The sequence below is a fragment of the Rhizobium sp. CG4 genome (assembly GCF_023701965.1).
Taxonomy (GTDB): domain Bacteria; phylum Pseudomonadota; class Alphaproteobacteria; order Rhizobiales; family Rhizobiaceae; genus Agrobacterium.
On sequence record NZ_JABAEG010000013.1, the window covers coordinates 43,523 to 67,158 of the forward strand.

Annotated in this window: 24 protein-coding genes; 11 read left to right on the forward strand and 13 right to left on the reverse strand. The window is 54.6% G+C overall.

The features are described 5' to 3' along the window. Positions 1-45: 45 nt before the first annotated feature. A complete protein-coding gene (locus HGO37_RS25220) occupies positions 46-1,131 on the reverse strand; it encodes an alpha/beta hydrolase (protein ID WP_250985773.1) in 1,086 nt (361 codons plus the stop codon). A gap of 186 nt (positions 1,132-1,317) precedes the next feature. Here HGO37_RS25220 and HGO37_RS25225 point away from each other — a divergent pair, with 186 nt between their 5' ends. After that, on the forward strand, positions 1,318-1,788 hold the full coding sequence (locus HGO37_RS25225) for a BA14K family protein (RefSeq protein ID WP_250985774.1): 471 nt from the start codon (positions 1,318-1,320) through the stop codon (positions 1,786-1,788). A 56-nt stretch (positions 1,789-1,844) separates the two neighbouring features. Here HGO37_RS25225 and HGO37_RS25230 read toward each other — a convergent pair whose 3' ends face one another. From HGO37_RS25230 to HGO37_RS25240, 3 genes are all read right to left on the reverse strand, one after another. Beyond that, on the reverse strand, positions 1,845-2,507 hold the full coding sequence (locus HGO37_RS25230) for a TetR/AcrR family transcriptional regulator (RefSeq protein ID WP_250985775.1): 663 nt from the start codon (positions 2,505-2,507) through the stop codon (positions 1,845-1,847). Between the two features lie 118 nt (positions 2,508-2,625). Then, the gene (locus HGO37_RS25235; protein WP_250985776.1) at positions 2,626-2,949 is read right to left on the reverse strand and encodes a hypothetical protein; all 324 of its coding nucleotides are present in this window, start codon (positions 2,947-2,949) and stop codon (positions 2,626-2,628) included. An 88-nt stretch (positions 2,950-3,037) separates the two neighbouring features. Further along, positions 3,038-3,787 (reverse strand): hypothetical protein, encoded by a 750-nt coding sequence (locus tag HGO37_RS25240; RefSeq protein WP_250985777.1) that lies wholly within the window; start codon positions 3,785-3,787, stop codon positions 3,038-3,040. Between the two features lie 217 nt (positions 3,788-4,004). Here HGO37_RS25240 and HGO37_RS25245 point away from each other — a divergent pair, with 217 nt between their 5' ends. The 5 genes from HGO37_RS25245 to HGO37_RS25265 all read left to right on the forward strand — a co-directional run bounded on the left by HGO37_RS25245 (position 4,005) and on the right by HGO37_RS25265 (position 11,538). Further along, positions 4,005-4,394 (forward strand): cupin domain-containing protein, encoded by a 390-nt coding sequence (locus tag HGO37_RS25245; protein WP_250985778.1) that lies wholly within the window; start codon positions 4,005-4,007, stop codon positions 4,392-4,394. Between the two features lie 147 nt (positions 4,395-4,541). Continuing rightward, complete coding sequence (gene glgX, locus HGO37_RS25250) at positions 4,542-6,611, forward strand: glycogen debranching protein GlgX (RefSeq protein WP_250985779.1); 2,070 nt, start codon at positions 4,542-4,544, stop codon at positions 6,609-6,611. 61 nt (positions 6,612-6,672) lie between these two features. Continuing rightward, positions 6,673-7,233, forward strand: a complete 561-nt coding sequence (locus HGO37_RS25255; RefSeq protein ID WP_250985780.1) for a DNA-3-methyladenine glycosylase — start codon at positions 6,673-6,675, stop codon at positions 7,231-7,233. A gap of 905 nt (positions 7,234-8,138) precedes the next feature. Beyond that, positions 8,139-10,634, forward strand: a complete 2,496-nt coding sequence (locus HGO37_RS25260) for a membrane-bound PQQ-dependent dehydrogenase, glucose/quinate/shikimate family (protein WP_250985781.1) — start codon at positions 8,139-8,141, stop codon at positions 10,632-10,634. A 214-nt stretch (positions 10,635-10,848) separates the two neighbouring features. Continuing rightward, entirely contained in the window at positions 10,849-11,538 is a 690-nt protein-coding gene (locus HGO37_RS25265; protein WP_250985782.1) for a superoxide dismutase, read from the forward strand. Positions 11,539-11,664: 126 nt separating this feature from the next. Here HGO37_RS25265 and HGO37_RS25270 read toward each other — a convergent pair whose 3' ends face one another. From HGO37_RS25270 to coxB, 3 genes are read right to left on the reverse strand one after another with little or no spacing between them, the layout of a single operon-like run. Continuing rightward, the gene (locus HGO37_RS25270; RefSeq protein ID WP_192490239.1) at positions 11,665-11,988 is read right to left on the reverse strand and encodes a hypothetical protein; all 324 of its coding nucleotides are present in this window, start codon (positions 11,986-11,988) and stop codon (positions 11,665-11,667) included. Positions 11,989-11,990: 2 nt separating this feature from the next. Further along, positions 11,991-14,486, reverse strand: coding sequence for a cytochrome c oxidase subunit I (ctaD, locus tag HGO37_RS25275; protein ID WP_250985850.1), 2,496 nt, complete (start codon positions 14,484-14,486; stop codon positions 11,991-11,993). Further along, a complete protein-coding gene (gene coxB, locus HGO37_RS25280; RefSeq protein WP_250985783.1) occupies positions 14,486-15,196 on the reverse strand; it encodes a cytochrome c oxidase subunit II in 711 nt (236 codons plus the stop codon). Before coxB ends, ctaD begins: the two co-directional genes overlap by 1 nt. Positions 15,197-15,208: 12 nt before the next feature. Here coxB and HGO37_RS25285 point away from each other — a divergent pair, with 12 nt between their 5' ends. Next, positions 15,209-15,706: a DUF2231 domain-containing protein gene (locus HGO37_RS25285; protein WP_250985784.1), complete on the forward strand. Its 498-nt coding sequence runs from the start codon at positions 15,209-15,211 to the stop codon at positions 15,704-15,706. Here HGO37_RS25285 and HGO37_RS25290 read toward each other — a convergent pair. Further along, positions 15,684-16,184 (reverse strand): CopD family protein, encoded by a 501-nt coding sequence (locus tag HGO37_RS25290; protein ID WP_250985785.1) that lies wholly within the window; start codon positions 16,182-16,184, stop codon positions 15,684-15,686. The two genes, HGO37_RS25285 and HGO37_RS25290, sit on opposite strands and share 23 nt — an antisense overlap. After that, the gene (locus HGO37_RS25295; RefSeq protein WP_250985786.1) at positions 16,184-16,888 is read right to left on the reverse strand and encodes a cytochrome c oxidase assembly protein; all 705 of its coding nucleotides are present in this window, start codon (positions 16,886-16,888) and stop codon (positions 16,184-16,186) included. Before HGO37_RS25295 ends, HGO37_RS25290 begins: the two co-directional genes overlap by 1 nt. A 221-nt stretch (positions 16,889-17,109) precedes the next feature. On the opposite strand from HGO37_RS25295, the gene HGO37_RS25300 reads away from it, so the two are divergent. The 3 genes from HGO37_RS25300 to HGO37_RS25310 all read left to right on the forward strand — a co-directional run bounded on the left by HGO37_RS25300 (position 17,110) and on the right by HGO37_RS25310 (position 20,727). Further along, positions 17,110-17,586, forward strand: coding sequence for a hypothetical protein (locus tag HGO37_RS25300; RefSeq protein WP_250985787.1), 477 nt, complete (start codon positions 17,110-17,112; stop codon positions 17,584-17,586). Between the two features lie 73 nt (positions 17,587-17,659). Beyond that, a complete protein-coding gene (locus tag HGO37_RS25305; protein ID WP_250985788.1) occupies positions 17,660-19,939 on the forward strand; it encodes an FdhF/YdeP family oxidoreductase in 2,280 nt (759 codons plus the stop codon). Then, entirely contained in the window at positions 19,936-20,727 is a 792-nt protein-coding gene (locus tag HGO37_RS25310; RefSeq protein WP_250985789.1) for a formate/nitrite transporter family protein, read from the forward strand. Before HGO37_RS25305 ends, HGO37_RS25310 begins: the two co-directional genes overlap by 4 nt. Positions 20,728-20,752: 25 nt before the next feature. Here the strand turns inward: HGO37_RS25310 and HGO37_RS25315 are convergent, their stop codons facing one another. Further along, positions 20,753-21,268: an MgtC/SapB family protein gene (locus HGO37_RS25315; protein ID WP_192490246.1), complete on the reverse strand. Its 516-nt coding sequence runs from the start codon at positions 21,266-21,268 to the stop codon at positions 20,753-20,755. Between the two features lie 135 nt (positions 21,269-21,403). On the opposite strand from HGO37_RS25315, the gene HGO37_RS25320 reads away from it, so the two are divergent. Beyond that, a complete protein-coding gene (locus tag HGO37_RS25320; RefSeq protein WP_250985790.1) occupies positions 21,404-21,622 on the forward strand; it encodes a hypothetical protein in 219 nt (72 codons plus the stop codon). Between the two features lie 12 nt (positions 21,623-21,634). Here the strand turns inward: HGO37_RS25320 and HGO37_RS25325 are convergent, their stop codons facing one another. From HGO37_RS25325 to HGO37_RS25335, 3 genes are all read right to left on the reverse strand, one after another. After that, entirely contained in the window at positions 21,635-21,811 is a 177-nt protein-coding gene (locus HGO37_RS25325) for a hypothetical protein (protein WP_192490248.1), read from the reverse strand. A 131-nt stretch (positions 21,812-21,942) separates the two neighbouring features. After that, entirely contained in the window at positions 21,943-22,563 is a 621-nt protein-coding gene (locus HGO37_RS25330; protein ID WP_250985791.1) for a flavodoxin family protein, read from the reverse strand. A gap of 127 nt (positions 22,564-22,690) precedes the next feature. Beyond that, complete coding sequence (locus HGO37_RS25335; RefSeq protein ID WP_250985792.1) at positions 22,691-23,632, reverse strand: sugar-binding transcriptional regulator; 942 nt, start codon at positions 23,630-23,632, stop codon at positions 22,691-22,693. Positions 23,633-23,636 lie beyond the last annotated feature (4 nt).

Below are 23,636 nucleotides of genomic sequence, written 5' to 3' on the forward strand. Positions count from 1 at the left end.
AGATCCAAGTAGAGCGAAGATTGCTCCCGCGATAATCGATCGATGTCATTGGCTGAGTAGCGCGCCGCCCAACCGGAACGGAGCAGAGACAACCGCACCCACTCCATTCAGGACAAGCGAGCCGGTTCCGGCCACGGGATTGGCAATTCTTTCATTCCGCAGTTGCGGGTAAGCTGCCGCCAGTGCTGCGAACCGGTCGTGGTTACTCCCATTGGCAGATGGAAGGCTTGAAATATCAATGATCTGAAGGTTTTCCCGTACGGCAAGAGCGCGAGTTCGTGGGTCATTTACATCAAGAGCCCCAGCGTTGAATTCCGAGCCTGCGAGCCTGCGTGACAAATTAAGTGCGAGATCGTCCTTGGCCGCCAGAATGACGATCGGGTTTTTCAGGCGACCGGTCATGGCAAGTTGTTTGCTCAAAAGATCGACATCGATGTCTGGCGCCGCCAATACAATTTGATCGATCTTACTGAGGCCATCCTTTCGTCCTGTCAGGCTTAGTTGCCTGACCGCCTCAACGGCAAGCCAGGCTCCCATGCTATGGGCCAGCACGATGCTGCGAACATCTGCTCTGCCAAGATCGGTCAGTACGGATGCGAGATCATCTCGCGCAAATGCAGCAGAATCTCTGTCGGCGAGGTACCCGGTCGCGGATCCCTGCGACGGCCAGTCAAACAAAATCGGAACATCTGCGGCGGAAGAATCAGCGGCCATCTGCGCAAGCCGGAACAGAGCCTCCTGATAGCTGTAGTTATAGCCGTGCACAAATATTCCGGTTGGAGTTGCCTTGGCGCGTTCTTTCGCACGCGAGATGAACTCGGTCTTCGTAAGATTCCGGTGCGAGACGACTGCGAAAGATGTGCGGGGATCAGGCTTGGCGGTAGGCCATTCGATGTTCGGCGCCTTGTGGCCCGGCGGGATGGACACCGTCACTTCCAGATAGCGGAGCCGATCCGACCTGCCGGAGGTAAAAGACTGGAAGTCATCTTTGGCGGGAACGCGATTTGAAGCCACGAGGATCGATACGGTCTTCGCATCAGGGAGTGGTGCCACGAGGGCGAGGGTGGCTGGCCCAGGACGCGCGCATGCACTGAGGAAGAGAACGCAGAACAGGACCACGATACGGAGCACGAAAAAACCTCTGACTGAAACTGCCTGATATCTATCTCGAATTTTTGAAAAAAGAACCCCTCGTTGGGATCGGCAAAAATACGGTGCTCACCGTAACGTGACATAAAAAAGGTACTGATGAGTTTATATTGTCGGGAACAATATTTATCCATCGATAGTTAGGGACTTGGAAATCAGGAGAACGAGATGCTTTTCAAGAAGACTTTGATCGCAGCATTGTCCGCTGTCACCGTGATGACATCTGTCATTCCCGCATCCGCGGTACCAATGACTGTGATGAAGCCGGTAATCTCAGACCATAAGGACGTGGAGACTGTTCAGTACCGTCGCGACCATCGTAATTTTCGGCGAGACCACCGAGATTTCCGACGCCATGATCGTCATGATCGTAGAGGCTGGTATGGTGGTCACCGCGGACACCGCGAGTATCGCCACGGCTATCGTCGTCATTCCGATGGCTGGTGGTATCCGCTGGCCGCCTTCGGAGCAGGTGCGGTGATCGGTGGTGCAATCAGTAACTCGCGGCCATCAACTTCTGGTGTAAACCCACGTCATTATCAGTGGTGCTCTGCGCGCTACCGCACATATCGCGCCTACGATAACACATACGTACCGCGAGTTGGCGTCCGTGCAACGTGCCAGTCGCCCTATTATTGATTACGTTGATTACCAGTAGTCGTGATTATGACCTCGGTCTGTAAGGGCCGGGGTTTTCAAGGGTCGCCATAGCCGCAGCCTCGTAAGAAAAATTCTACAGATGATCGGGCACTCGCGAGCACCTCATCGGTGACGTCTGTGTCGCCTGCAATGACGCGACGCGTCAGTGGCCAATAGAGGAGAGATGAAAACTGCTCAGCAAGGAAGCTGTGGTCCCCCTCAATTCCACCTTCGGCGAGTAAAATCATGATCCGCCTCTGAGCGGGTTTACGCCCTGCCTCCTCGACGATCCGCACCAACTCTGGAAACATGTCGGCTTCCCGATGCACGAGAAAGTACAGTGCCCTTACATCCTCCTGCAAAAAGCCTTCAACCGATTTTTCAGCCATGTTCATCAGCCGTTCTCGCAGCGTCGTTCCAGATAGAACATACGGATCTGCAATAGCCTGTTTTTCTCCGATGAAGCGTCGGACCACGGCATCAAACAATTCAGCCTTGGTCGCGAATTTCGAGTACACAGTTCTCTTTGAACTCTTCGCGAGCGCTGCCACCTGGTCTATGCTTGTGCGCTCATAACCATTCTGGAAAAATAATGTCTGGGCTGCGGTAACGATGTCCTGAACCACCGCCATCTCACTACCTTTGACAGGTCGACCACGAGGTCGGCAAGAAAGAGCACTCTTTATGTGCGTTTTTGCGATGGCTTTTGTCGAAATCATATCTGCCGCCCCTTTTTCTCCAACTTGGCGGGAGACATCAATGATAGCAATATTATCCGTCTATGATGAGTAAATTCGTCACGAGGTTGGTGTGCCCGGTTCGTATCCAAGGCGGAGATTACAGATATCCAACGTGCTCGCCATCCGGAACATCGTCATCCCAATTACCAGTTCCAATTCGAGGGCTTTCGCCTGACAACAGTTTATCGTCGTTGGAGTTGTCGCCGTCGGCTGAATTCTGACTGGCGTCATTTTCTTCACTGGGTGAGCGATCATCACCAGTGTCTGCCAGCACGGAACGCTTGTGCAGATTTTCATTTATTGTCGACTGGCGTTTGGCAAACCAAGTGTTGTCCGGCTCTGACGTGATCGACATGCTCTCGCCGACCCGTGTTGCGGTTGATCGCTCTGTGCCTCGTGTGGCCTCGACTTTCTCAATCATCCTCACCTCACCAGTCAAGAATTCGTTCGGGTTGTTTACCAGCAGACAATGTCGGGCGCTCACTGACGGGTGAACGCCCGATATTTTGTCATCGATCACGGTTGAGGATTTGATCCTGCCGCAGTCCGTCAATGTCCTGAGACTGACGCATCTCCCTCTTGGCCGTGTCGTTAGCTTCGTCTACCGAAAGCTGATGGCCAGTCGGTAGGATATCGTCTCTAAGATCGTCCGGGATCTCCGAAATATCGACATCATAAGACCTGACCCGCCCCGAGCGGGGCTCTGCTGTGCGCGTAAGCCGCCCGACGCCAGCATTGCCTGATGGATCTCCGGCAAAAATATCATCCGTCGCGCCTGCGGCTTGTTGACGTCGGTCCGCGTCAGCGACAGTGGAAACCGGGTCCGTTTGCACTTGTCTGAATTCCGAGATTGCCTTGTCGGTATCCCAGCCCTCACGCCGCCAGAGATCGGCCCGGTCATCGATGTCGATCGTGCCGTCATCATCGAGGATGTCATGGGCGGTGTCGTATCTTTCGCGATCGACATCGACTGAAACAAGGAAACCGCCTCGTTTCAATCCTTCAGCATAAGTCGCCCGGTCATCGTCCGGAAAAAACCAGTCCTCCAGCTTGGCCCAAAAGCCACTTTGATCGAGCGTCGTTGCCGCGCCTTCGCTGGCTTCATATCCGGGCAGTAGCCGGACTTCATGAATTCCAGCCGCCTTCAGTCGCTTTACGGCACTGTCGGCATCGGCGCGATTATCGAATAGGGCGGTCAGGTTGCTCGTGGTCGCTGCGTCTCCCAATCGAGGCGCATCGTTGTTATAGCTGATACTCATGGGGGCATTCCTCCTGTTGTGAACAACAAACCGGATGCGAGGCATTCTGTTCCGTCGGATACAGTCGTTCTTTGAGGAATGGGGTGGTGCCAACACATCCTCCCACTTCCACTCACGTTCGACTTTCTATAGTTGAGCTTTTGGTCGCCATGATCAATTCACTTCGCTGTTGGCGAAATTCCGCTTAGGATGGAAACCAGTGCGGAGGACGGTTGCGATGGCACGTAAGGACTTTGATCCCGATACAGTCAGACAAGATGGTCGGCCAGCGGCTAAAGCTACGCTTTTCAGTCTCGAAACAGATGGTCCATGGCGTGGCTCGCTGCCTGGAGAAATGCTGGGCTCACCGGTTACCGTTTTGGCCTATGGTAACGACACGCCGGGTGAAGGTCCGCGCCTTCACGTTCACCCCTATGATGAAACCTTCGTCATTGTCGCCGGTCGAGCCCGCTTTTTTGTCGGAGATCAGGTCATCGAGGCCGAAGCCGGGCAGGCAGTTCTGGGACCAGCAGGCTTACCGCATCGTTTTATCAATCTTGGGCCTGGTCGACTTCAGACGATCGACATTCACCATTCGCCGCGCTGGATTCAGACAGACCTGGAGTGAGAACCGCTGTCGCGTTTGCATCGCGGGAACCATTTTCGCCTGATGTGGTTATGCCAACCGTGAACCGGCTGTCTTTCGGTTCATCGCAGGCTGATCAGCTTCGCGTGTCTTCATCTCTTTCTTGTTGGATCTACGCGAGGTCGATCGATGCCGAAAAACAATGCCCGCATAACGGCGGGAGACTACACATCCTTAGGGGCAACGCTCAATGATGACGGCGTGAATTTCGCAATTTTCAGCGCCCATGCTGAACGGGTCGAGCTTTGCCTTTTCAGTGAGGATGGAAAAAGTGAAATCGAACGCATTGAGCTTCCAGAATACACCAACGAGGTCTGGCACGGTTTTGTCCCCGCTTTAAAGGCGGGCACCCTTTATGGATACCGCGTCCATGGCCCCTATGAGCCCGCAAAGGGTCACCGTTTCAACGCCAACAAACTGCTCGTTGACCCCTATGCACGCGAAATTGTTGGCGACATTGAGTGGGGCCAACCGCATTTTGGTTATGGTCTCGACAGTGAAGACAAGGATCTGTCATTCGATGAAACGGACAGCGCGCCCGTTATGCCGAAGGCGCGGATCATCGATCCCAGGGACTATGATTGGGCGGGCGATATCACGCCCGGAATATCATGGTCCAAGACCATATTTTATGAGACACATGTCAAAGGGTTCACGCAGCTCTTCTCTGAATTGCCGGAGGATGTGAGAGGCACTTTCGAGGGCCTCGGTCACCGACAGATCGTGGATTATTTCAAAAGTCTTGGCATCAGCTCCGTCGAGTTGCTGCCCATCCACTGGTTTCCAGATGATGCGCACCTGCTCGACAATGGGCTTAAAAACTTCTGGGGCTACAACACGCTTGGATTTTTTGCCGCCGCACCCCGCTATTACGGGCCGCGCGGCCTTGCGGGCTTCCGTGATATGGTACGTGCCTTCCATGACGGCGGGATCGAGGTGATCCTCGATGTCGTTTACAACCACACAGCCGAGGGTAACGAGCTTGGGCCGACGCTTTCATTCAAAGGCATCGACAACTTTTCCTATTATCGCACGATGCCCGATGAGGCGCGGTATTACATCAATGATACCGGGACCGGGAACACGGTAAACACCTCGCATCCGCGCGTCTTGCAGCTGATTACGGACTCGCTGCGTTATTGGGCGCAGGAGATGCATGTCGACGGTTTCCGCTTCGATCTTGGGACGGTTCTGGGACGTGAACCTGAGGGTTTTGATCAACGCGGCGGATTTTTCGATGCGGTCGGGCAGGACCCGGTGCTTTCTCGCCTGAAACTGGTCGGAGAGCCGTGGGATATTGGCCCAGGGGGCTACCAAGTCGGTGGTTTTCCACCGGGATGGGCAGAATGGAATGACAAATACCGGGACACTGTGCGCGAATACTGGAAAAATGAAGATGGCACTGCCCCGGAATTCGCGTCGCGACTTTTGGGTTCAGCCGATATTTATGACCAGCGCGGCCGGCGTCCGTGGTCCAGTGTGAATTTCGTGACGGCCCATGATGGTTTTACGCTGCACGACCTCGTTTCGTATAATGACAAGCACAATGACGCCAACGGCGAAGACAACAAGGACGGCCACGACCATAACCGCAGCTTCAACTACGGCGCGGAAGGCCCTACCGATAATCAGGATATCATTGCGGTACGCGAAAGACAGAAGCGCAATTTCCTCCTGACGCTCCTTTTCTCTCACGGCACGCCCATGCTCCTGGCAGGCGACGAGTTCGGCCGCAGCCAGATGGGTAACAACAACGGATATTGCCAGGATAACGAATTGAGCTGGGTGCATTGGGACAACCTTCCTGAAAGCACGCATGGCTTGCGCGAGTTCACCAGGGAGGTCATTTCGCTGCGGCAAAATCACTCCATCCTCCGGCGCGACAGCTGGCACGACGGAACAGTCGTGACGTGGTATAATCCCGATGGAAGTGAGCGTGGTGGCGAACAATGGGCAGATGCGAGAAGCAGGACCATGGCGCTGCGTCTATCGCGAGATGACAGTGACGAAGAGGGCTGGAAAGACGTTCTGATATTGTTCAATCCTCATGATGCCGCTGTGCCCTTCGTTCTTCCTCAAGCGAACGGGAAATGGACGGCGGTGCTGACCACGACCGATCCAGATGTCAAGGAGCAGCAGCTAGACGCCAATGAGTATGTGGTGGCCGATCGCAGTGTTGTTTTGTTGCGATCAGACTGAGGCGTGAAATATGTAGGGGATCACATGCTTGCTTGAGGCAAACCGGGCGAGGTTAAGGTCGATGTCACACCAACAGTTTTTTGCCAGACATGCTGCTGATGTCGCGAGAGACCTTGTTGGTGCGACTTTCACCGTCGACAAGGTTGGCGGCGTCATCGTCGAGACAGAAGCCTATACAGCCGATGACGAGGCCTCTCACAGCTTCAGGGGTAAAACGCCAGGCAACAGCGTGATGTTTGGCAAGCCGGGGGATATTTATGTCTATCGTTCCTATGGCCTTCATTGGTGTCTCAATTTCGTTTGCCTACCTGCAAGTGCCGTCCTGATCCGGGCAATTGCACCCGAGCACGGACTGGCCCAGATGTATGCGCGCAGGAAAATGCATAATGATACACTACTGTGTGCAGGGCCGGGCAGACTGTGCCAGGCACTGGACATCACCGGAAAGTTCAATGGCCTGTCGCTCGAGTTGCCAATTTTTTCGCTGACGATCCCTGTGTCGCACTCGCCGCTGCAATGCGGACCTCGGATAGGAATTTCAAAGGCCAAAGATGTGCCCTGGCGGTTTGGACTGAGCGGATCCAACTATCTCAGCAAGTCTTTCCCGCCATGCACGGTTTGAACTTGCAAAGCTCGCTCCGCTCGGCATCGATGCCTTAGGCCGTCATATCCACCCGAGTGGCAAATTGTGGGGGTGCTAGAGGCCGATCAAAACACGTCATTTCGCTGACGAAGATGAATTTCCGCTTGCTCGCACAGATAAATGAACGACGATAGCTTGGTATCCCGCCCATCAAGGTCACGTTATGGCGATGCAGCCACCGAGGTGAAGTACTGTATTCGCAAAGCTGACAGCGGTGAAATCACAGGGATCGCGCGAAAGGGAGAGTTTTAGCTCTATCACTAGGGTAAACCAATAGGTTTTATTGGAATTGCCAGAGATGTCACTGCCCGGAAACTCCGAAAACAACTGGAGAAACTCGCGCCCCCTTGAGGCAATTGGTGTTGAAACATTTGACTTTGATCGCCGGCATCAAATGCTGCGGGGACGGCGGATGTCGTAAATTGTTCGGCTGCCGCCAACGGAAACGATTTCATTCGAAACCTTCGTCAAGGGGTTGCATCCAGATGATAGTGTGACACGTGATGCAAGCCCCAGGATATGTATCAACTTGGTGATGTAATCTTACCCTTCCATGATGGGTCGAGTGCGAAGCCGGACAGGTGGGGCGCTCGTCTGCCGTTTCGTTGGCCATCGCGAGAAACCGGAAAAACCGCGATGTTCACCATCCCTGTCGCGTCCGGTTGACACGGTTCGCGCTCTCTAGGGTAACTGAAGGGGCCGTGGTTGGTTCCCGGCGGCCCTTCAATACAAGAGGCTTGGTATGCTAGGCGACATTATTCGGAATGTTCGCCAAGTTCTCCTCTGACAACCACGATAACAGGATGATCCTCCAGTCAAACAAAAAAAGTCGGAACAATGTCAGTCCTGCGACGTTCGCAAAAAGATACAACTGGAGGTGGATGATGTCGGAAGTGACAGGAACGGTTCGAGACGCGCGTAATGGATCTTGGTGGCCAGTCGCCGTCGCAATTGTCCTGATACTTTTCGGTGTCCCGATATTTGCGGGTGGCATATGGCTTATAACACTCGGCGGGTCCTGGTATTACGTGCCGGCTGGACTGGGATTGCTGGCGACCGCCTATTTCTTGATACGCCGGGACAAAGCGGCATTTTGGGTCTATCTCGTCACATTTGCTGCGACGGTCATTTGGGCTTTGTGGGAAGCCGGTTTTAACGGGTGGGCACAAGTTCCGAGGCTCGTTGCGCCGACTGTTGTTCTTCTTCTTGTCGTGTCTGCATTTCCGATGTTACGGGGCCCAACCAGGCTGCGAACCGCATTGACTTCGATAGGCATCGGTTTTTTCCTTCTGGGAGGTGCAATAGTCCTGAGGGACGTCGGCGCTCCTCCGTCACTTGCGCAAGATGTCTCCCCCTCACAGCCGCAGCCCGACAACTCTGAACCAAGCGACGCGCAAGGTGTTCAACCACCTTCTTCCGCTGTTCAGCCATCCGCCACACAGGCAAACTATGAAGTGTTGGAAGCCGGATCTGACTGGCCCGCCTATGGCGGGACGCATGAAGCAAAGCGCTATTCGCCCCTTGATCAGATAACACCTGACAATGTTGGAAAGCTTGAGAAAATATGGGAGTTCCGGACCGGCGACCTGCCCGAGGGAAATGAAGCTTTCGGTAATCAGAACACGCCGGTAAAAGTTGGTAGTCGGTTGTTCGTATGTTCAGCGCTGAACAAGGTAACAGCACTTGATGCTGCAACGGGAACAGAGTTCTGGACCTACGATCCCGAAGTGTCCACGGACGCAATTGGATACAACGCCACTTGCCGTGGTCTTGCGTATTACAAGAACCCGGCAGCTGAAACAGACGAACTGTGTGCTGCTCGTGTAGTTGTTCAAACCCTTGATGCGCGCTTGATTTCCCTCGACACGGAAACCGGTCAACTTTGCTCCGGCTTTGGTAAGGAGGGCATCGTCAACCTGATGGATGGCATCGGCGACTCTGCGCCAGGCTTTTATTCGCCCACATCACCACCAACCCTTGTTCGAAACATCCTGGTTGTCGGCAGCCAGGTCAGTGACGGACAAACACGGGAAGCCCCCTCAGGCGTTATCCGTGGCTACAATGCAGTGACGGGCGAACTTGCATGGGCCTGGGATATGGGAAAGCCCGGGCAGACCGGAGCTCCGCCAGAGGGTGAAATCTACACGCCGGGAACACCCAACGTGTGGACCATAGCCTCTGGCGATGACCAATTGGGACTGGTTTACCTTCCCATGGGTAACTCAGCTGTCGACTATTGGGGTGGTGATCGCTCCGACGAAGAAAACACCTACTCGACTGCCATCGTTGCCTTGAACGTCGAGACAGGGCAGGTCGCATGGCATTATCAGACCGTGCACTACGACGTATGGGACTATGACTTGGGTGGACAGGGAAGTCTGGTCGATTTCCCTACACCGAATGGACCGGTACCAGCCATCATGATGCCGTCGAAACAGGCACAGTTCTACATTCTCAATCGGGCGACTGGTGAACCTCTCGTTAATATCGAGGAGCGAGCTGCACCGACCGGTGGTGTGGAGCCGGAGCGTTTGTCGCCCACCCAGCCGTTTGTCACCGATTTTCCGAACCTACTCAAACCACAGCTGACTGAAGCCGATATGTGGGGTGCAACACCACTTGATCAGCTTTGGTGCCGGATACAGTTCCGCCAGGCTGCCTATGATGGCGTCTACACCCCGCCGACGGTCAACAGGCCTTGGATACAGTTTCCCGGTTACAACGGCGGCTCGGATTGGGGCGGCGTTGCCGTGGATCCGGTCAACAACATTATGATCGCCAATTACAACAATATGCCCAATTACAATCAGCTGGTTCCGCGAGAGGAAGTTGATGCCATGGGTGTGTTGCCGATTACCGATCCCAACTACAATCCTGACGCCGGCTCCGGTTCGCACGGCAGCATCAATCCGCAAGCCCTTACGCCCTATGGAATTCGTGTGAATGCAGGTTGGCGGGTGCCGTTGACAGGTCTTCTTTGCAAACAGCCCCCCTATGGCGGTTTGACAGCGATCGACCTCAGCACCCGAAAAGTTCTGTGGGATCGTCCATTCGGTTCCGCTCGAAAGAATGGGCCATTTGGTATCCCTTCGATGTTGCCAGTGGATATCGGAACACCAAATAATGGGGGTGGGGTTGTCACTGCATCAGGATTGTTTTTCATCGCTGCCGCGACGGATGACATACTGCGTGCCGTGGATATCCGCACGGGTAAAGAGGTTTGGCAGGAAAAGCTCCCGGCTGGTGGCCAGGCAACGCCGATGATCTACGAAGCCAACGGCCGACAAATAGTGGTTATCAACGCGGGTGGTCACGATTTCATGGAAACCCCGATAGGGGACTATTTCATAGCCTACGCATTACCTGCCGCAAGTAACTAGCGAAGTCCTGCAGCCATTTAAACCTGAAAGATTGGATGGGCTGCAAAAGCAGCTTAAACGCGGTCTAAAGTCGCATATCGGAATATACAGCCATCGTAGAACTTGCGATCGTGCCCGGTCTGTCAGGTTTTTCGGTGAGACAAAAAGAAATGGCGAACTTTTGATCCGCAGAATGGTTAGCCCTACTGCTAGAACCGGAACAGGAGACAGATCCATGCATATGACGAGACGCGACCTGATGGTCGTCACAAGTGCAGCTGCGGCTGCTGGCATTTTGAGCAGTCCACATGTAGCTGCTGCCGCAGCACCGTTTGAGCTTCCTGCCCTTCCGTTCAAGGAGGATGCGCTTGCGCCGCATATCTCGGCCAAAACCGTCGCCCTGCATTACGGAAAACATCACAAGGGATATTTTGACAAGCTGAACCCCTTGGTGAAAGGCACGCCCTACGCGGATATGGACCTGGAAGGCATCGTCGTTGCTTCCGCCAAGAACAAGGACACTAAGATTTTCAACAACGCTGCACAGGCTTGGAACCACGTTGTATATTGGCAGCAGTTCACACCGGGTGGTCCCAACAGGCCCGACGGTAAACTTGCAGAAGAGCTGACCTCGACGTTCGGCGATTATGAAGCTTTTATCGACAAGGCCGTGGCGGCCTCCGACGAGGTATTTGGGACCGGCTGGGTGTGGTTGACACGAGACAATGGCAACAAACTGGCACTTGTCGGATATGAAGACGGCAACAATCCCGTGGCAGTCGGACGCCCGGCCTATCTTGGCATCGATATCTGGGAGCACGCCTATTACGTTGATTATGAAAATCGAAAACCAGAACACATCAAAGCTGTGCTGACCAATCTGATCAATTGGAAAACTGTCGCTAATCGGGTCAATGCTGCCTAGCCGCAAAAGCCACGGTTTAGTATGCCCTCGGTGACACCATGCCGCCGAGGGCATTATCGTAACCGGCTTTGACGGCTCCCGTCTAAAGCATGTTTACGGTCTTCTGCGCCACCCGGCCGCCATCTATCAGCACAGTTGCAGCCAGAATATCCCCGGGAACACCAGTATGGTCGATGCCATTCCGGCGATGGCGCAATACCGTCCTATACGGTTGATGCCGCCGCTTGCCGCTTCGCTTTTGATCACCGCGAAATAGGCATAGGCCGACACGATCAAGGCCAAACCCAGCACGGCGACGATGAGGACGCGCAACTGGCTGATGTCTCCCCACAAGACGAGATCCCAACCGGCGCGGCAGCCAACGGATTGCACTGCATAAAACAGGCTGAAGAACATGGCCCAAAGCAGGAGAGGTCCGATCAAAATCATCATGATTCGATAACGCGTCATCGTCAGCTCCCCTTCAGCGCGACCGTGAAAATGAAGGGGTAGATGGCTGCAACGATAGTGACTGCCAGACAGTAACCGTGCCACAGGCGTGCAATCAGCAGGTCATTTTGGCGGACTGACGAAATGTAGCCGCGATACAGTCTGAAGCCGCAAAAGGCGGAAAACACCGCCCCCAGCATGAGATGAATTGTCAAATAGGTGAAAACGGCGAACTTCACCGCCTCAAGCGCGTGCGAGGTTGCCAATGTCTGTTGAAGCAACTCATTCAACGTCAGGGCCGACGCGATCAGATAACCGACAAAAGCGACTGCCGGAAACGCGTAATTCCATGTTTTGCGATATCCGGCCAGTATTCCGGATAGGCTCGCGGCCATGGCGGTGGCCGTGATCCAGATAATGTTGTTTTCGGACGCGATCGCGCTTGTCGCCGGTGCTGCGGAAACCCAGAGGAAAAGACCGCCAAACAGCAGGGACGAAAACAAGGTGGAGTTAGCGACCAGTGTCAGGCGCATTGCAAGTATGCTGGGCGCATCCCGGCTCTCGAAGTTCAAGGGAAGCGTGCTTTCAGGTGACGCAGACACAGGGCCGCGATCCCGGCGCGCATCGCCATTTCTTGTCCACAGCAGAAAGATGCCGAGCGTGGCGAGCAGAAACACGACCGCGAGGCCGTATAATTTGAACAGGAGACATACGAAAAATCCGCCAGTCGCAATAGCTGTCAGTAGCGGCAGGTAGGTCGGTCTGGGCAAGATGATGATCTGATTGGCCTCTCCGGATACCGCATCCACGCCGATGGATTCCATCCAGCCGTTTCGTGCGAAACCGAGGTAGCCCTTTCCCGCTGCCAACTCTGCTCCCAATTGATCGATTGGCAAATCGTCCGCTCTCTTTGAAACATGCGGGATCGATGCAAAACTGTAGGACGCTGGCGGCGTAGGCATTGCCCATTCAAGTGTTCCGGCCTTCCAGGGGTTTCTCCTGAAGGGTTTGCCGTAGAGGAAGATCAGCACGATATCCAGGGCGGCGAGAACAAAGCCCATCGCCATGACGAAACTGCCAAAGGATGACAACAGGTTCAGCCACTCCCATGGTGACGCTTCGGGATAGGTAGAAATCCTGCGCGGCATGCCAAGCAGACCGGTCAGATGCATCATGAAAAATGTCAGGTTGAAACCTGAAAATATCATCCAGAATGCCGCACGAGAGAGGTGCTGAACGGGTTGGCGACCACTCATGTGGGGCACCCAGTAATAGAGGCCTGCAAGCATGGGAAACAGGAATCCGCCAACCAGTACATAATGCAGGTGAGCCACGACAAAGTGGGTATCATGGGCCTGTTGATCGAACGGCACCATTGCCAGCATGACGCCGGTCAAGCCGCCGATGATAAAGACGAAAAAGAACCCGAAGACGTGAAGCATCGGGACGTTGAGTTGAGGGCGCCCCTGGGCAAGTGTCGCCAGCCAGCTGAAAATCTGAATGGCCGTTGGTATGGTAACCAAAGCGCTGGCGGCAGAAAAAAACGAGAGGGCAACGTGCGGAATGCCCACCGTGTACATATGATGTACCCACAGGCCGAACGAAAGAAATGCCATGGCGATTAGAGACGCAACAATCAGGTGGTAGCCCGTTAATGTCGTGCGGGCCAGAACCGGTATAATCGTTGACAGTGCGCCGGCTGCCGGAAGGAATATGATATAGACCTCGGGGTGCCCGAACAGCCAGAACAGATGCTGCCATAACAAGGGGTCACCACCCCTGTCTGGATCGAAAAATGGCAGATCAAATGCCCGCTCTGCCTCAAGCAGGATTGAGCCCAGAATAAGTGGCGGAAAACCAACCAGCATCATGCCGCCAACGACCAGCATATACCATGCGAAAATTGGCATTCGAACCAGCGACATGCCAGGCGCGCGCATGCGCAGGATGGTCACGACGATTTCGATAGCGGCGCTGATTGCCGAGATTTCAACGAAGGTGATGCCCAGTAGCCATATGTCGGCATTGATGCCAGGACTAAACTTTGACGACGATAGCGGTGTGTACATGAACCAACCGCCCGATGGCGCCACGCCACCCAGCAGGGCAAGAACAAGCATCGAGCCGCCAAACAGGTAACACCAGTAGCCGTATGCTGACAGGCGGGGAAATGCGAGGTCTCGCGCGCCCAGCATCTTGGGCAAAAGATAGATCGCCAGACCCTCGAAGAATGGTATGGCGAACAGGAACATCATGATGGTGCCGTGCATGGTGAACACTTGGGCATACTGGCCAGCGTCCATGAAGGCGCTTGCAGAGGTTGCAAGCTGTGTGCGGATTAGCATGCCGAGAAAGCCACCAATGGCGAAAAAAGCCAGGGCCGTTACCATGAACCGTTTGCCTATGACATTGTGATTGACCGCTGAAAGGCGGCGCAGACCCGTTCCCGTTTCCCAGATATGTTCCAGCTGGCGGTGCAGTGCCAAAGATGATGTTCGTCGGGTTTCTGTTCGATCCATCACTGGCGCAAATTCCTCAGCAATTCTTCAAAATCATTCGGGCTGTGCGTGTTGACGCGGAAGCTCATCTGGTCGTGGCCTATTCCGCAATATTCTGAGCAGATACCGCCAAACGTACCCTCGACATCTGCCTTCAGGACGATGCTGTTGACCTGTCCCGGTATGGAATCGATCTTGCCGCCCAGCCTTGGCACCCAGAAACTATGGATGACGTCGATGCTTGTCGTGTCGATCTGGACTGTTTGTCCTACCGGCATATGAAGAACGTCACGGCTGTGCACCTGGTCTCCATCGATGGTGTAGGTAAACTCCCAACTCCACATGCGCGATGTCGCCGTTATCGTGACGTCGGGTTTCGGCGCGTTAGCCCCAAAAAGCGTTTCGCCCTGAAAAAATGCAAAGATCAGAAGCGCGATAAGGACCGGAACAGGCATGCCGATGCCGCCAATTCCAATCCAGTGTTTTGCGCTGATGTGGCGTACCTTGTCTGTGCGCAACATCACCATCGCGAACAGAGCCATGACCAGTACAAAAATAACCGCGGCCCCACCGAACATGACCCACCAGAGATCGGCGACCATGCTTGCGGAAGGTCCAGCAGGGTCGAGTGTCGACAGATCACTGCGGCAGCTGGATAACAGGGCTGTGGCGAGGCCTGCAACCAAGAGATGCTGGAACCTGATCAGTGCTTCGCGTGTTGGTCTGAACACAGGAGAGAAGATATGCCAGATACTAAAGGTCCGAACCCGGTCATTTCCAAACTTGAAGAGAAAACGACCAGTTCTGCAGTGGCCGTCGCCGGTCATCCACTTCATGCCATGACGGTTCATTTTCCCATTGCTTTGGTCATCGCCACCCTTGCTGCCGATATCATGTTCTGGTGGACGGCTGACACCTTTTGGCAAAGAGCAGGGCTGTGGGCGGCGGGTGGTGCTTTTTTTAGTGGTGTTGCCGCTGGTTTGATCGGTACCGCCGAGCTTTTGCTGGTAGCCGGCATAAGGGCGCGGGTTGCAAGCTGGGCGCATGGCATCGCAGCCATGGGCCTTATCGCCGTAGCGGGAGCGAACTGGGGAGGGCGTGTCACGGATGTGATTGCTGTCTTGCCACATGGCTTGGGTCTGTCGGTGCTGGCGACAATGCTCACAGGACTGGCAGGCTGGCACGGCGGTAAGCTGATATTTGATCACGGTATCGGCCTCATGGTATCTCCCAAGGACTGACTTCCGACACGAGTTTTTTCAGCCCACCAGGTTCAAAAACGCCAGGTGGAAGGGTCAAGTTGATATCTGGCCGTGCCAACACCACAAAAATGATGCCGCCAGCCACCAGGCAGCTCAGCATGGTGGCAATGATAAATCTCCAGACGGGATATACCTCTCCCTTTCCAAACAGGCGGATAATCACGAGGCCCGTCAGGACATGTATGACAATCAGCATCCCGACGAGTACCAGCTTCAAAGAGAACCAGCCACTATAGGGATGTTGCAGGAACGTCAGGCCTGTGCCTGTGGCGATGGCGACGAAGGCTGCGGGAGACAAAATCCTGACATAGGAAAACCGGACGATCTTCTGCAGACGGTACAGTTCATCATCTTTGCGGATATGGGCTCTTTGAACATAGAGACCCGGCAAACTGACGATGCCGGCGGCCCAGATCGATATTGCAGCCAGATGAATAAATTTGACGAGCATCACCATCAGTTGCCGCCCCGTCGCTCAACGGGGGCCATCAACCGTGAACTTACCATCCAGATCGCAGTGACGGCATAAGGCAAAATACCAACGGTCCACATTAAAAGGCCGGCAAGTTGCTGATCCTGAAGTGGATTGAGACCAAATGCTTCGGTCGTCAAAAAGTGCGCTTCAAAAATCGGATAAGGCGCGAAGGTTATGACTGCGGCCAGAAATCCCATCTGGACCATCGTGCCGACTGACAGACCGATCGCTGCAAAAACAGATGTGCGCTGTGACAGCATGACAGTCCAAAGCCAGACAGATGCGAGAATTAGCCCGCTTTGCATCAGCCAGTATTGCCATGAGCCAGACAGCGCAAAGTCGTAGGCGACGGGAAAGTGCCACAACCAGTAAATAGCGGTGTGCAGCACAAACACCAGCTCAACCGGTACTTTAACACGAGAGGTGAGCATAAGGGGCAGCATCATCGCAATCATCGGTGCGGCGACTGCTCCAACAAGAATATGATGTACCGCGCGGGCTGAAAACAAGGCGCTTGAGAGGGCACAAAGCGGAGAGATGAAGGCGGCAAACACAACGATGCCAAGTGCTGTCGTCAATCCGCGTTGCGCGCGCGGTTGCGCGAAATACAACGCAGTTAGCCCCGCAGCCAAGATGATGATCAGGGCGGGATCAAAATTCCACGAAGAGGACAGGTTAGCAGGCATGGGAGCAGCGCCGCAGTAGGGCTCAAACACGCGCGACAAATTTTGGTGCCCCCTTTGGTCCGATTTCGGAGATCCGTTCAGTTATCGCAACGCGTCTGGCTCCCAACGGTTCCAAGATTTGTCGGGAAAATGTGAGAGACAACCTGAAATAGGTATTTCATCGGAACAATGCATGAGTTTTGCCCGTTACCTAACCTTGGATTGTGCTTAAGGAGGTTCGTATGCCAGATGTCACAGGTTTGTTTCAACATCTCAACGGTGCCCGCCGCGCGGTGAAATACCTTGAGGATATCGGCATCAATCCCGCCGAAATTTCAATCATCGCTTATGACCCAACTGCCGATCTGGCCCCGCATCCGGACGCCAAGCAGGGCGCAACAGCCGGCGCTGGTATTGGTGGAGTTCTGGGTACAGTTGGCGGTGCTCTCACGGGCCTTGGGCTGGTCGCCATACCTGGTGCTGGCCCCCTCGTTGCATCCGGTTGGCTGGTGACTGCGATCACAGGAGGTATGGCGGGTGCTGCGACCGGGGGAACCGCAGGGGGGGCACTTGGGTTTCTGATGAGCAGTGGCATCGAAGAACCCGAAGATGTGGACCGTAAACTCAAACATGGCTCGACCATCGTCAGGGTGATGGTGCCCGAAAAGCGCTTCTTTGAAGTGAAGGATGCATTTCAAAAGCTGGCCAACGCCCAATAGCGCGGCTGCCCAAATCGAGCCCAGCAGATTGTCAGAATGGCGCTCTCCCCGCCAGTTGCGAAAGGTTGTACCAGTGAAAGACAAAGTCAAATATGCCAAATACACTATGCCAACGGGAGGATGGGGCTCCGTCAAGTCGCTGGCAAAAAACGCGGTGCAGCAACGGGCCGTGAAAACTTTGCCAGGACTGTTGAAGGATCATAACAAGACCGGCGGCTACATGTGCACTAGCTGTGCGTGGGCAAAGCCTGGCAAGCCACATCTGGCGGAATTCTGCGAAAACGGTGCCAAAGCAACCTTCTGGGATTTAACGGCGAAACGAACAACACCCGATTTCTTTTCGCGTCATACCGTTACTGAATTGCTTGGCTGGTCTGATTACGAACTGGAAAACCAGGGGCGCCTGACGCACCCGTTACGCTTCGATCCCTCAAGTGACAAATATGTCGAAGTGAGTTGGGCGGAGGCCTTTTCCGATATTGGTCAAAAGCTGAAAAGCTACGATCCGCAGAGCGTCGTATTTTATGCCTCGGGGCGGGCATCTCTCGAGACATCTTACATGTATCAGCTGTTGGCCAGACTTTATGGCAACAACAATCTGCCCGACAGTTCCAACATGTGTCATGAGACAACCTCGGTTGCACTTCCCCAGAGTATCGGCACGCCTGTCGGCACCATTCTGCTGGAGGATTACGCTCATACGGACTGCATCCTTTCCTTCGGTCAAAATGTCGGAACAAATGCGCCGCGCTTGCTTCACAGTTTGCAGGAGGTGCGGGAGCGCGGCTCTCCAGTGATCGTTTTCAATCCGCTGAAAGAACGCGGCTGGCAAGAGTTCGTCAATCCACAACGACCCGGCCAGATGATCACCAACAAGCCTACCGAAATTGCCACGCAATATTATCAGGTCAATGCCGGTGGCGATATCGCGGTCATGATGGGAATGGCCAAGTTCCTGTTGGAATGGGATGATGAGGCACAGCTACATGGCCGCGAAAGGGTCATCGACCAAACGTTCATTCAAGAGCATACACACGGTTTTTCTGATTTTGAGACAATGGTCCGCACCACGAGCTGGACGGATATTCTCCACGTCAGCGGCTTGAGCCGGGCGTCGATCGAGGCCGCTGCACGTACCTACGCGAATGCGAAATCCGTCATTGCCATCTATGGCATGGGGCTGACACAGCATCGTTACGGTGTCAGCAATGTGCAGATGTTGATCAATCTGCTGTTGATGCGCGGCAATATCGGTCGACCGGGCGCCGGCATCTGTCCTGTGCGCGGGCACTCGAATGTTCAGGGCCAGCGAACAGTCGGCATTGCGGAAAAAACCGAATTGGTGCCGCTGGACCGGCTCGCAGAGCAGTATGGCTTTGAGCCACCACGCAATGACGGCCTCAACACTGTCGAGGCGTGTGAAAGTATCGTCAAAGGGCACATCAAGGCATTCATCAGTCTCGGCGGCAACTTCGTGCGTGCCATTCCTGAGCGCGACCTGATGGAAGAAAAATGGCGTGACCTTGATCTCTCAGTGCAAATTGCCACCAAGCTCAATCGCAGCCACCTGATCACCACCGCGACGACCTATATCCTGCCCACCCTTGTGCGCTCCGAGATCGACAAGCAGGCATCGGGACCACAGATCGTGTCGATGGAGGATTCGACGACATGTATTCACGCATCACGTGGCAAATACCAGCCGGCAAGCCATACGCTTCTGTCGGAGCCGGCCATTGTTGCAGAGATTGCCAAGCATGCACTGCCACCAAACCCGGCGGTTCCGTGGGACGAATGGGTCGGTAATTACGCCCTGGTTCGAGATGCGATTGAAGCGACCTTCCCAGAGCAGTTTTGTGAATTCAACAAGCGACTGGACATTCCAGGAGGATTTCCCAGACCTGTGGCGGCGCGTAACCGCGAGTGGGAGACGGAAACCGGCAAGGCGAACTTCCTGCTGCCGAAGGCGCTCTCTTCGAGTTTCGCAAGCATTGACGACAGTGACATCTTCCGGCTGATAACCCTTCGATCGAATGACCAGTTCAATACCACGGTCTATGGCTACGATGACCGTCTGAGAGGCATTCACAAGTCCCGATTAATCATCATGATGAACGCCGATGATCGAGTTCGCGCAGGCATTCAAAAGGACGGATTTGCGAAAGTGTCCACTGCCGTTGATGACGGCATCGTCCGGGATATCGTTCTGCAGGTTATCGATTACGATATTCCTCCGGGCAGCTGCGCAGCCTATTACCCCGAATGCAATAATCTGATCCCTCTGTGGCAATTTGCTGAAGAGAGTAAAACACCCGCCGCCAAATCGGTCCCGGTGCGCGTGGTGCCGGTATGAGTACATTCCCGACACCTGCAGAATTGACAGCGTCGAATTTTGAAACGCTTGAGGACAAAGCCTCTCAACCGCTGAAGACGATAGCAATCCTCGGCACCCTTGCGGGCGTGTTCATTGGTCTGGGGGGCGTTTTCGCGATCACAGTTTTATCGGGTGCTGACGCCATGCCGTTTGGTGTTGCCCAGTTGCTTTCCGGACTGGTTTTTGCGCTTGGCCTAGTGGCGGTCGTAATCGCGGGAGCGGAGCTTTTCACCGGCAATACTCTGTTCTTTGGGTCAGTTGCCTTTGGCAAACTGGCCTTCTGGCCGGTTATGCGTGTTCTCGGCGTGGCCTACCTGGCGAATTTTGCCGGTTCTCTGCTACTGGCAGGGATAGTGTTTCTCTCCGGCTTTCATCTTGGCGGCGATGATGCCGTGGCCGGTGCTGCAGTGGAACTTGCCGTCACCAAGGGTAACAAGGCATTCACCGCGGTGTTTTTCAGCGGCGTAATTGCTAATTTCCTTGTGTGTCTGGGTGTATGGCTGGCACTTGCCGGACATACTGTTTCACATAGGCTGCTGGGTTTGCTTTTGCCTGTTGCTGCCTTCGTGGCAGGTGGGTTCGAGCACTCGGTTGCAAACATGTTTTTGCTGCCGTACGGGTATATTGTTCAGCTCAGCTCAGATGAATTGTCCGGCATTGCGATGTCGGCAATCGCCAGCAACATCGCAGCCGCGACACTTGGAAACATCTTCGGGGGTGCGATCGTCGGCGTGACCTATGGTTATCTCTATTTGCGAGACCGATAACCACACCATAACGGCGAGTTACTGCCTATGTCTCGGCGCCGCTCTTGACGGAGGAAACCACCTTTTCGCCAGTGCTATCACCGGCAGGTGGCTCCTTGTCATTGGTTTCCGACTTGAAGCCGGACAAGAGCCGCAAGGTTGCAAATGTCATAATCGATAATACGATTGCAGTGTCGTAAGCCCCTAAGCCTACAGCGGCGCCCACTGCCCCGGTTGCCCAAAGACTGGCGGCTGTCGCGGTTCCACGGGTACTTGCCTTGCCCACAAGGATGGCGCCACCACCAATGAAGCCAACGCCATTGATAAGGCCTTCAACAATGCGTGCTGTGGCCTCGGGATTGTCGGCTGTCACTGTTTCGGCTGCCTGGATAAAGCCACAGGCAGCAATTGCCACCAGCGGAAACGTTCTAAGGCCTGCACTCCGTTCGTTGCGTTCCCGGTCCCACCCTATCGGCAATGCGAGGAGGTAGGCGAAAAGGAGTGCGACCAGGTGTGGGACAATATTGATTTGAACGCCTAGCGAGTTGAGCCATTCGATCATAAGGATAAGCCCCCGCATTGCAGGGGCTCATTTGGAAGCTCGAGGTGCGAAGCTGTCAGCGATGAGTCGTGGCAATCGGTCGATTTAGACACCTAAGCCCCCGAAACACTGAAGCCGATGAGAGCTGCGTAAATTATGACGACCACCACGCAGACAATGATGATTGCCGCCATAACGAATTTACCAGCCCGCCGCTTTTCCGGTTTGCTGTCGTTCGGTTCCGTTTTGCGCAAGATTGGGTCGTCAGGGGCGTTCGGCGTCATGAAATACCTTTCTTTAAATACTCTCATCACAAACGCCGCGAACGCCCTGGAGTTCCAAAAAGGAGACGTTGTCGAGATTTTGGCTCGTTAACTGCATCATTTATCATGGTGCGAGACACTCGTCGCAAATACCGCAGCCATCGGCGTCCATGGTCGAGGCGGGTCGCGCTTTTTGGCAGCAAGGGCAGGTGACGGTTTTGGGACCCGGTGCGCATCTGCGGTCAGGTGGCAGGATTTCGATCTTGCATTCCGACAGAGTATCGGCTTTGGACTGTTTCATGACGATGCTCCCTTCTGTAATACCGCTCAGATGGGAAGCATTAAACGGAGTGCAAGGCCTTGAATCGCACCCAACGATACCAGTCAAAATAGCGATACGTTCTCGCCGTCTTTACTTGCTCACAACGTGCCTCAATTCGCGCTTTCTCCGGGATATTGTTTGTTCTTGAGCAGCGTGGCGAGGTGAACCGTGTTGCGCGCCAACATGGAAACCATGGTTGTGACCGTTTCAGGCGGCTTTTTGAAATCCACGAAGTTCTTGTTGCCCATGGCTTCACCCACCCAATATGACACTGCGTTGGCGGCAAGTGTAAAACCGACGTCGTTCATGGCCTGGAATAACTCGGCAGATACATGGTGGGCTCCATCTTCGTTCCCCACGACCGCAACCGCAGCGACCTTTCCGTAGGACACCATTCTTCCGTTGTCGTCGGTTTCCTCGAGAAAGGCATCCATGCGTTCAAGTGCGCGTTTGCAGACGCTGGATGGATGTCCAAGCCAGATTGGAGTTCCGACAACGAGTATATCGGCGGCAAGAATCTTCCCACGAATTTCCGGCCATGCATCGCCGTCGCCTTCGTCTGATGTGACGCCCGGCTTGATGTCGTAATCGGCCAGGCGCAGGATTTCTGTTTGCACATCATGGGCGGAGAATTCGTCAGCGATAAGCTGCAGCATCTTTTCCGTGGAGGATTTGTCTTTCGTCGAGGATGGTTTCAGAGTTCCGTTCAGGGCAAGAGCTTTGAGTGGCATGTGGCATCTCCTCGGTCGAACCGTCGGCTGTTGGTTATTGAGCCGAACCATCGAGGGCAGATGTTGTTCCCGCTTTGCAGACACATAGACATTTGACGGTGGCCGCAACGGCCGGGATCAGCGTTTCCTACTGGTTCAAGCGCAAAATACCTGCCGCAGTCGGCATGTCCGTAAACAGGTGGGTAGCATAGCCGCCCAGCAGTGCTGCGTGGATCGCCTCAATCTTGTCCGGACCACAGGAGACCAGTATTCCAGTCTCAAGTCCGCGTACCCGGTCCGGTGTTACCCCGATCAGCCGATCATCAAGGTGGCCTTTGATGTGCTGACCACGGTTGTCAATGAAGCGGCCACAGACGACACCGACTGCGCCGTTGCGCTGATATTCCGCGAGATCATCAAGTGATGCTATGCCGCTGGAAACGATATGGCTGTCTGCATTGCAAGACCCGGCGGCAAACAGCACCTTGTTGATATGCGTCAGCTCTTCAAGTTGCGATGCAATAATGGCCTCCTGCTGGATGGCGACTGCCATGGCATGGCTGGAGACGATGGCGGGCACATGCAAATTGACGCAGCGCCCACCCAGTGATGCGGCAATCTGGGACGCGCAGCTTTCGGTATCGAAGCCATAAGGCGAACTCATCGCACCAACCATCTGCACAACGGTCAGTTCAGGAATAAGCCGCGGCACGATATGTTCGGAGAGCGTGAAAACGGTTTGTCCCCAGGCAACGCCGAGTGTATCGCCTGCCACGACGAGATCGGGCAGACAGCGCGCTGCCAGTATAGCGACCCGATCCAGCGAAAAACCGTCACCTGGCGCAATCTGAACATCAATGAGGCCATATCTTTCCTTCAACTCACGGGCATATCGATGGCGTGCGAAGCTGGAAGGATCGAGGCGGACCTCAACGATACCGCGCTCGCGGGCATGCTGTAGATAACCAACCACTGAACTTCTGGAAACACCAAGAGCTTCAGCGATCTCGTTCTGGTTACGCTCTTCATAATAATAGAGCCATGCCGCCTCGAGGATGATGTCATCAACAAACGGCTGGCCGCGGCTCATTGAT

Excerpts from the sequence above, each read along its gene's own strand:
- ctaD (WP_250985850.1), bottom strand. The coding sequence starts at position 14,486 with ATGGATCGAACAGAAACCCGACGAACATCATCTTTGGCACTGCACCGC.
- HGO37_RS25295 (WP_250985786.1), bottom strand. The coding sequence starts at position 16,888 with ATGCCTGCTAACCTGTCCTCTTCGTGGAATTTTGATCCCGCCCTGATC.
- HGO37_RS25270 (WP_192490239.1), bottom strand. The coding sequence starts at position 11,988 with ATGACGCGTTATCGAATCATGATGATTTTGATCGGACCTCTCCTGCTT.
- HGO37_RS25335 (WP_250985792.1), bottom strand. The coding sequence starts at position 23,632 with ATGAGCCGCGGCCAGCCGTTTGTTGATGACATCATCCTCGAGGCGGCA.
- HGO37_RS25255 (WP_250985780.1), top strand. The coding sequence starts at position 6,673 with ATGTCACACCAACAGTTTTTTGCCAGACATGCTGCTGATGTCGCGAGA.
- HGO37_RS25235 (WP_250985776.1), bottom strand. The coding sequence starts at position 2,949 with ATGATTGAGAAAGTCGAGGCCACACGAGGCACAGAGCGATCAACCGCA.
- HGO37_RS25240 (WP_250985777.1), bottom strand. The coding sequence starts at position 3,787 with ATGAGTATCAGCTATAACAACGATGCGCCTCGATTGGGAGACGCAGCG.
- HGO37_RS25285 (WP_250985784.1), top strand. The coding sequence starts at position 15,209 with ATGCCAGATACTAAAGGTCCGAACCCGGTCATTTCCAAACTTGAAGAG.
- HGO37_RS25320 (WP_250985790.1), top strand. The coding sequence starts at position 21,404 with ATGACGACCACCACGCAGACAATGATGATTGCCGCCATAACGAATTTA.
- HGO37_RS25260 (WP_250985781.1), top strand. The coding sequence starts at position 8,139 with ATGTCGGAAGTGACAGGAACGGTTCGAGACGCGCGTAATGGATCTTGG.
- HGO37_RS25225 (WP_250985774.1), top strand. The coding sequence starts at position 1,318 with ATGCTTTTCAAGAAGACTTTGATCGCAGCATTGTCCGCTGTCACCGTG.
- HGO37_RS25325 (WP_192490248.1), bottom strand. The coding sequence starts at position 21,811 with ATGAAACAGTCCAAAGCCGATACTCTGTCGGAATGCAAGATCGAAATC.
- HGO37_RS25265 (WP_250985782.1), top strand. The coding sequence starts at position 10,849 with ATGCATATGACGAGACGCGACCTGATGGTCGTCACAAGTGCAGCTGCG.
- HGO37_RS25245 (WP_250985778.1), top strand. The coding sequence starts at position 4,005 with ATGGCACGTAAGGACTTTGATCCCGATACAGTCAGACAAGATGGTCGG.
- HGO37_RS25290 (WP_250985785.1), bottom strand. The coding sequence starts at position 16,184 with ATGGTGATGCTCGTCAAATTTATTCATCTGGCTGCAATATCGATCTGG.
- HGO37_RS25330 (WP_250985791.1), bottom strand. The coding sequence starts at position 22,563 with ATGCCACTCAAAGCTCTTGCCCTGAACGGAACTCTGAAACCATCCTCG.
- HGO37_RS25310 (WP_250985789.1), top strand. The coding sequence starts at position 19,936 with ATGAGTACATTCCCGACACCTGCAGAATTGACAGCGTCGAATTTTGAA.
- glgX (WP_250985779.1), top strand. The coding sequence starts at position 4,542 with ATGCCGAAAAACAATGCCCGCATAACGGCGGGAGACTACACATCCTTA.
- HGO37_RS25315 (WP_192490246.1), bottom strand. The coding sequence starts at position 21,268 with ATGATCGAATGGCTCAACTCGCTAGGCGTTCAAATCAATATTGTCCCA.
- HGO37_RS25230 (WP_250985775.1), bottom strand. The coding sequence starts at position 2,507 with ATGATTTCGACAAAAGCCATCGCAAAAACGCACATAAAGAGTGCTCTT.
- HGO37_RS25300 (WP_250985787.1), top strand. The coding sequence starts at position 17,110 with ATGCCAGATGTCACAGGTTTGTTTCAACATCTCAACGGTGCCCGCCGC.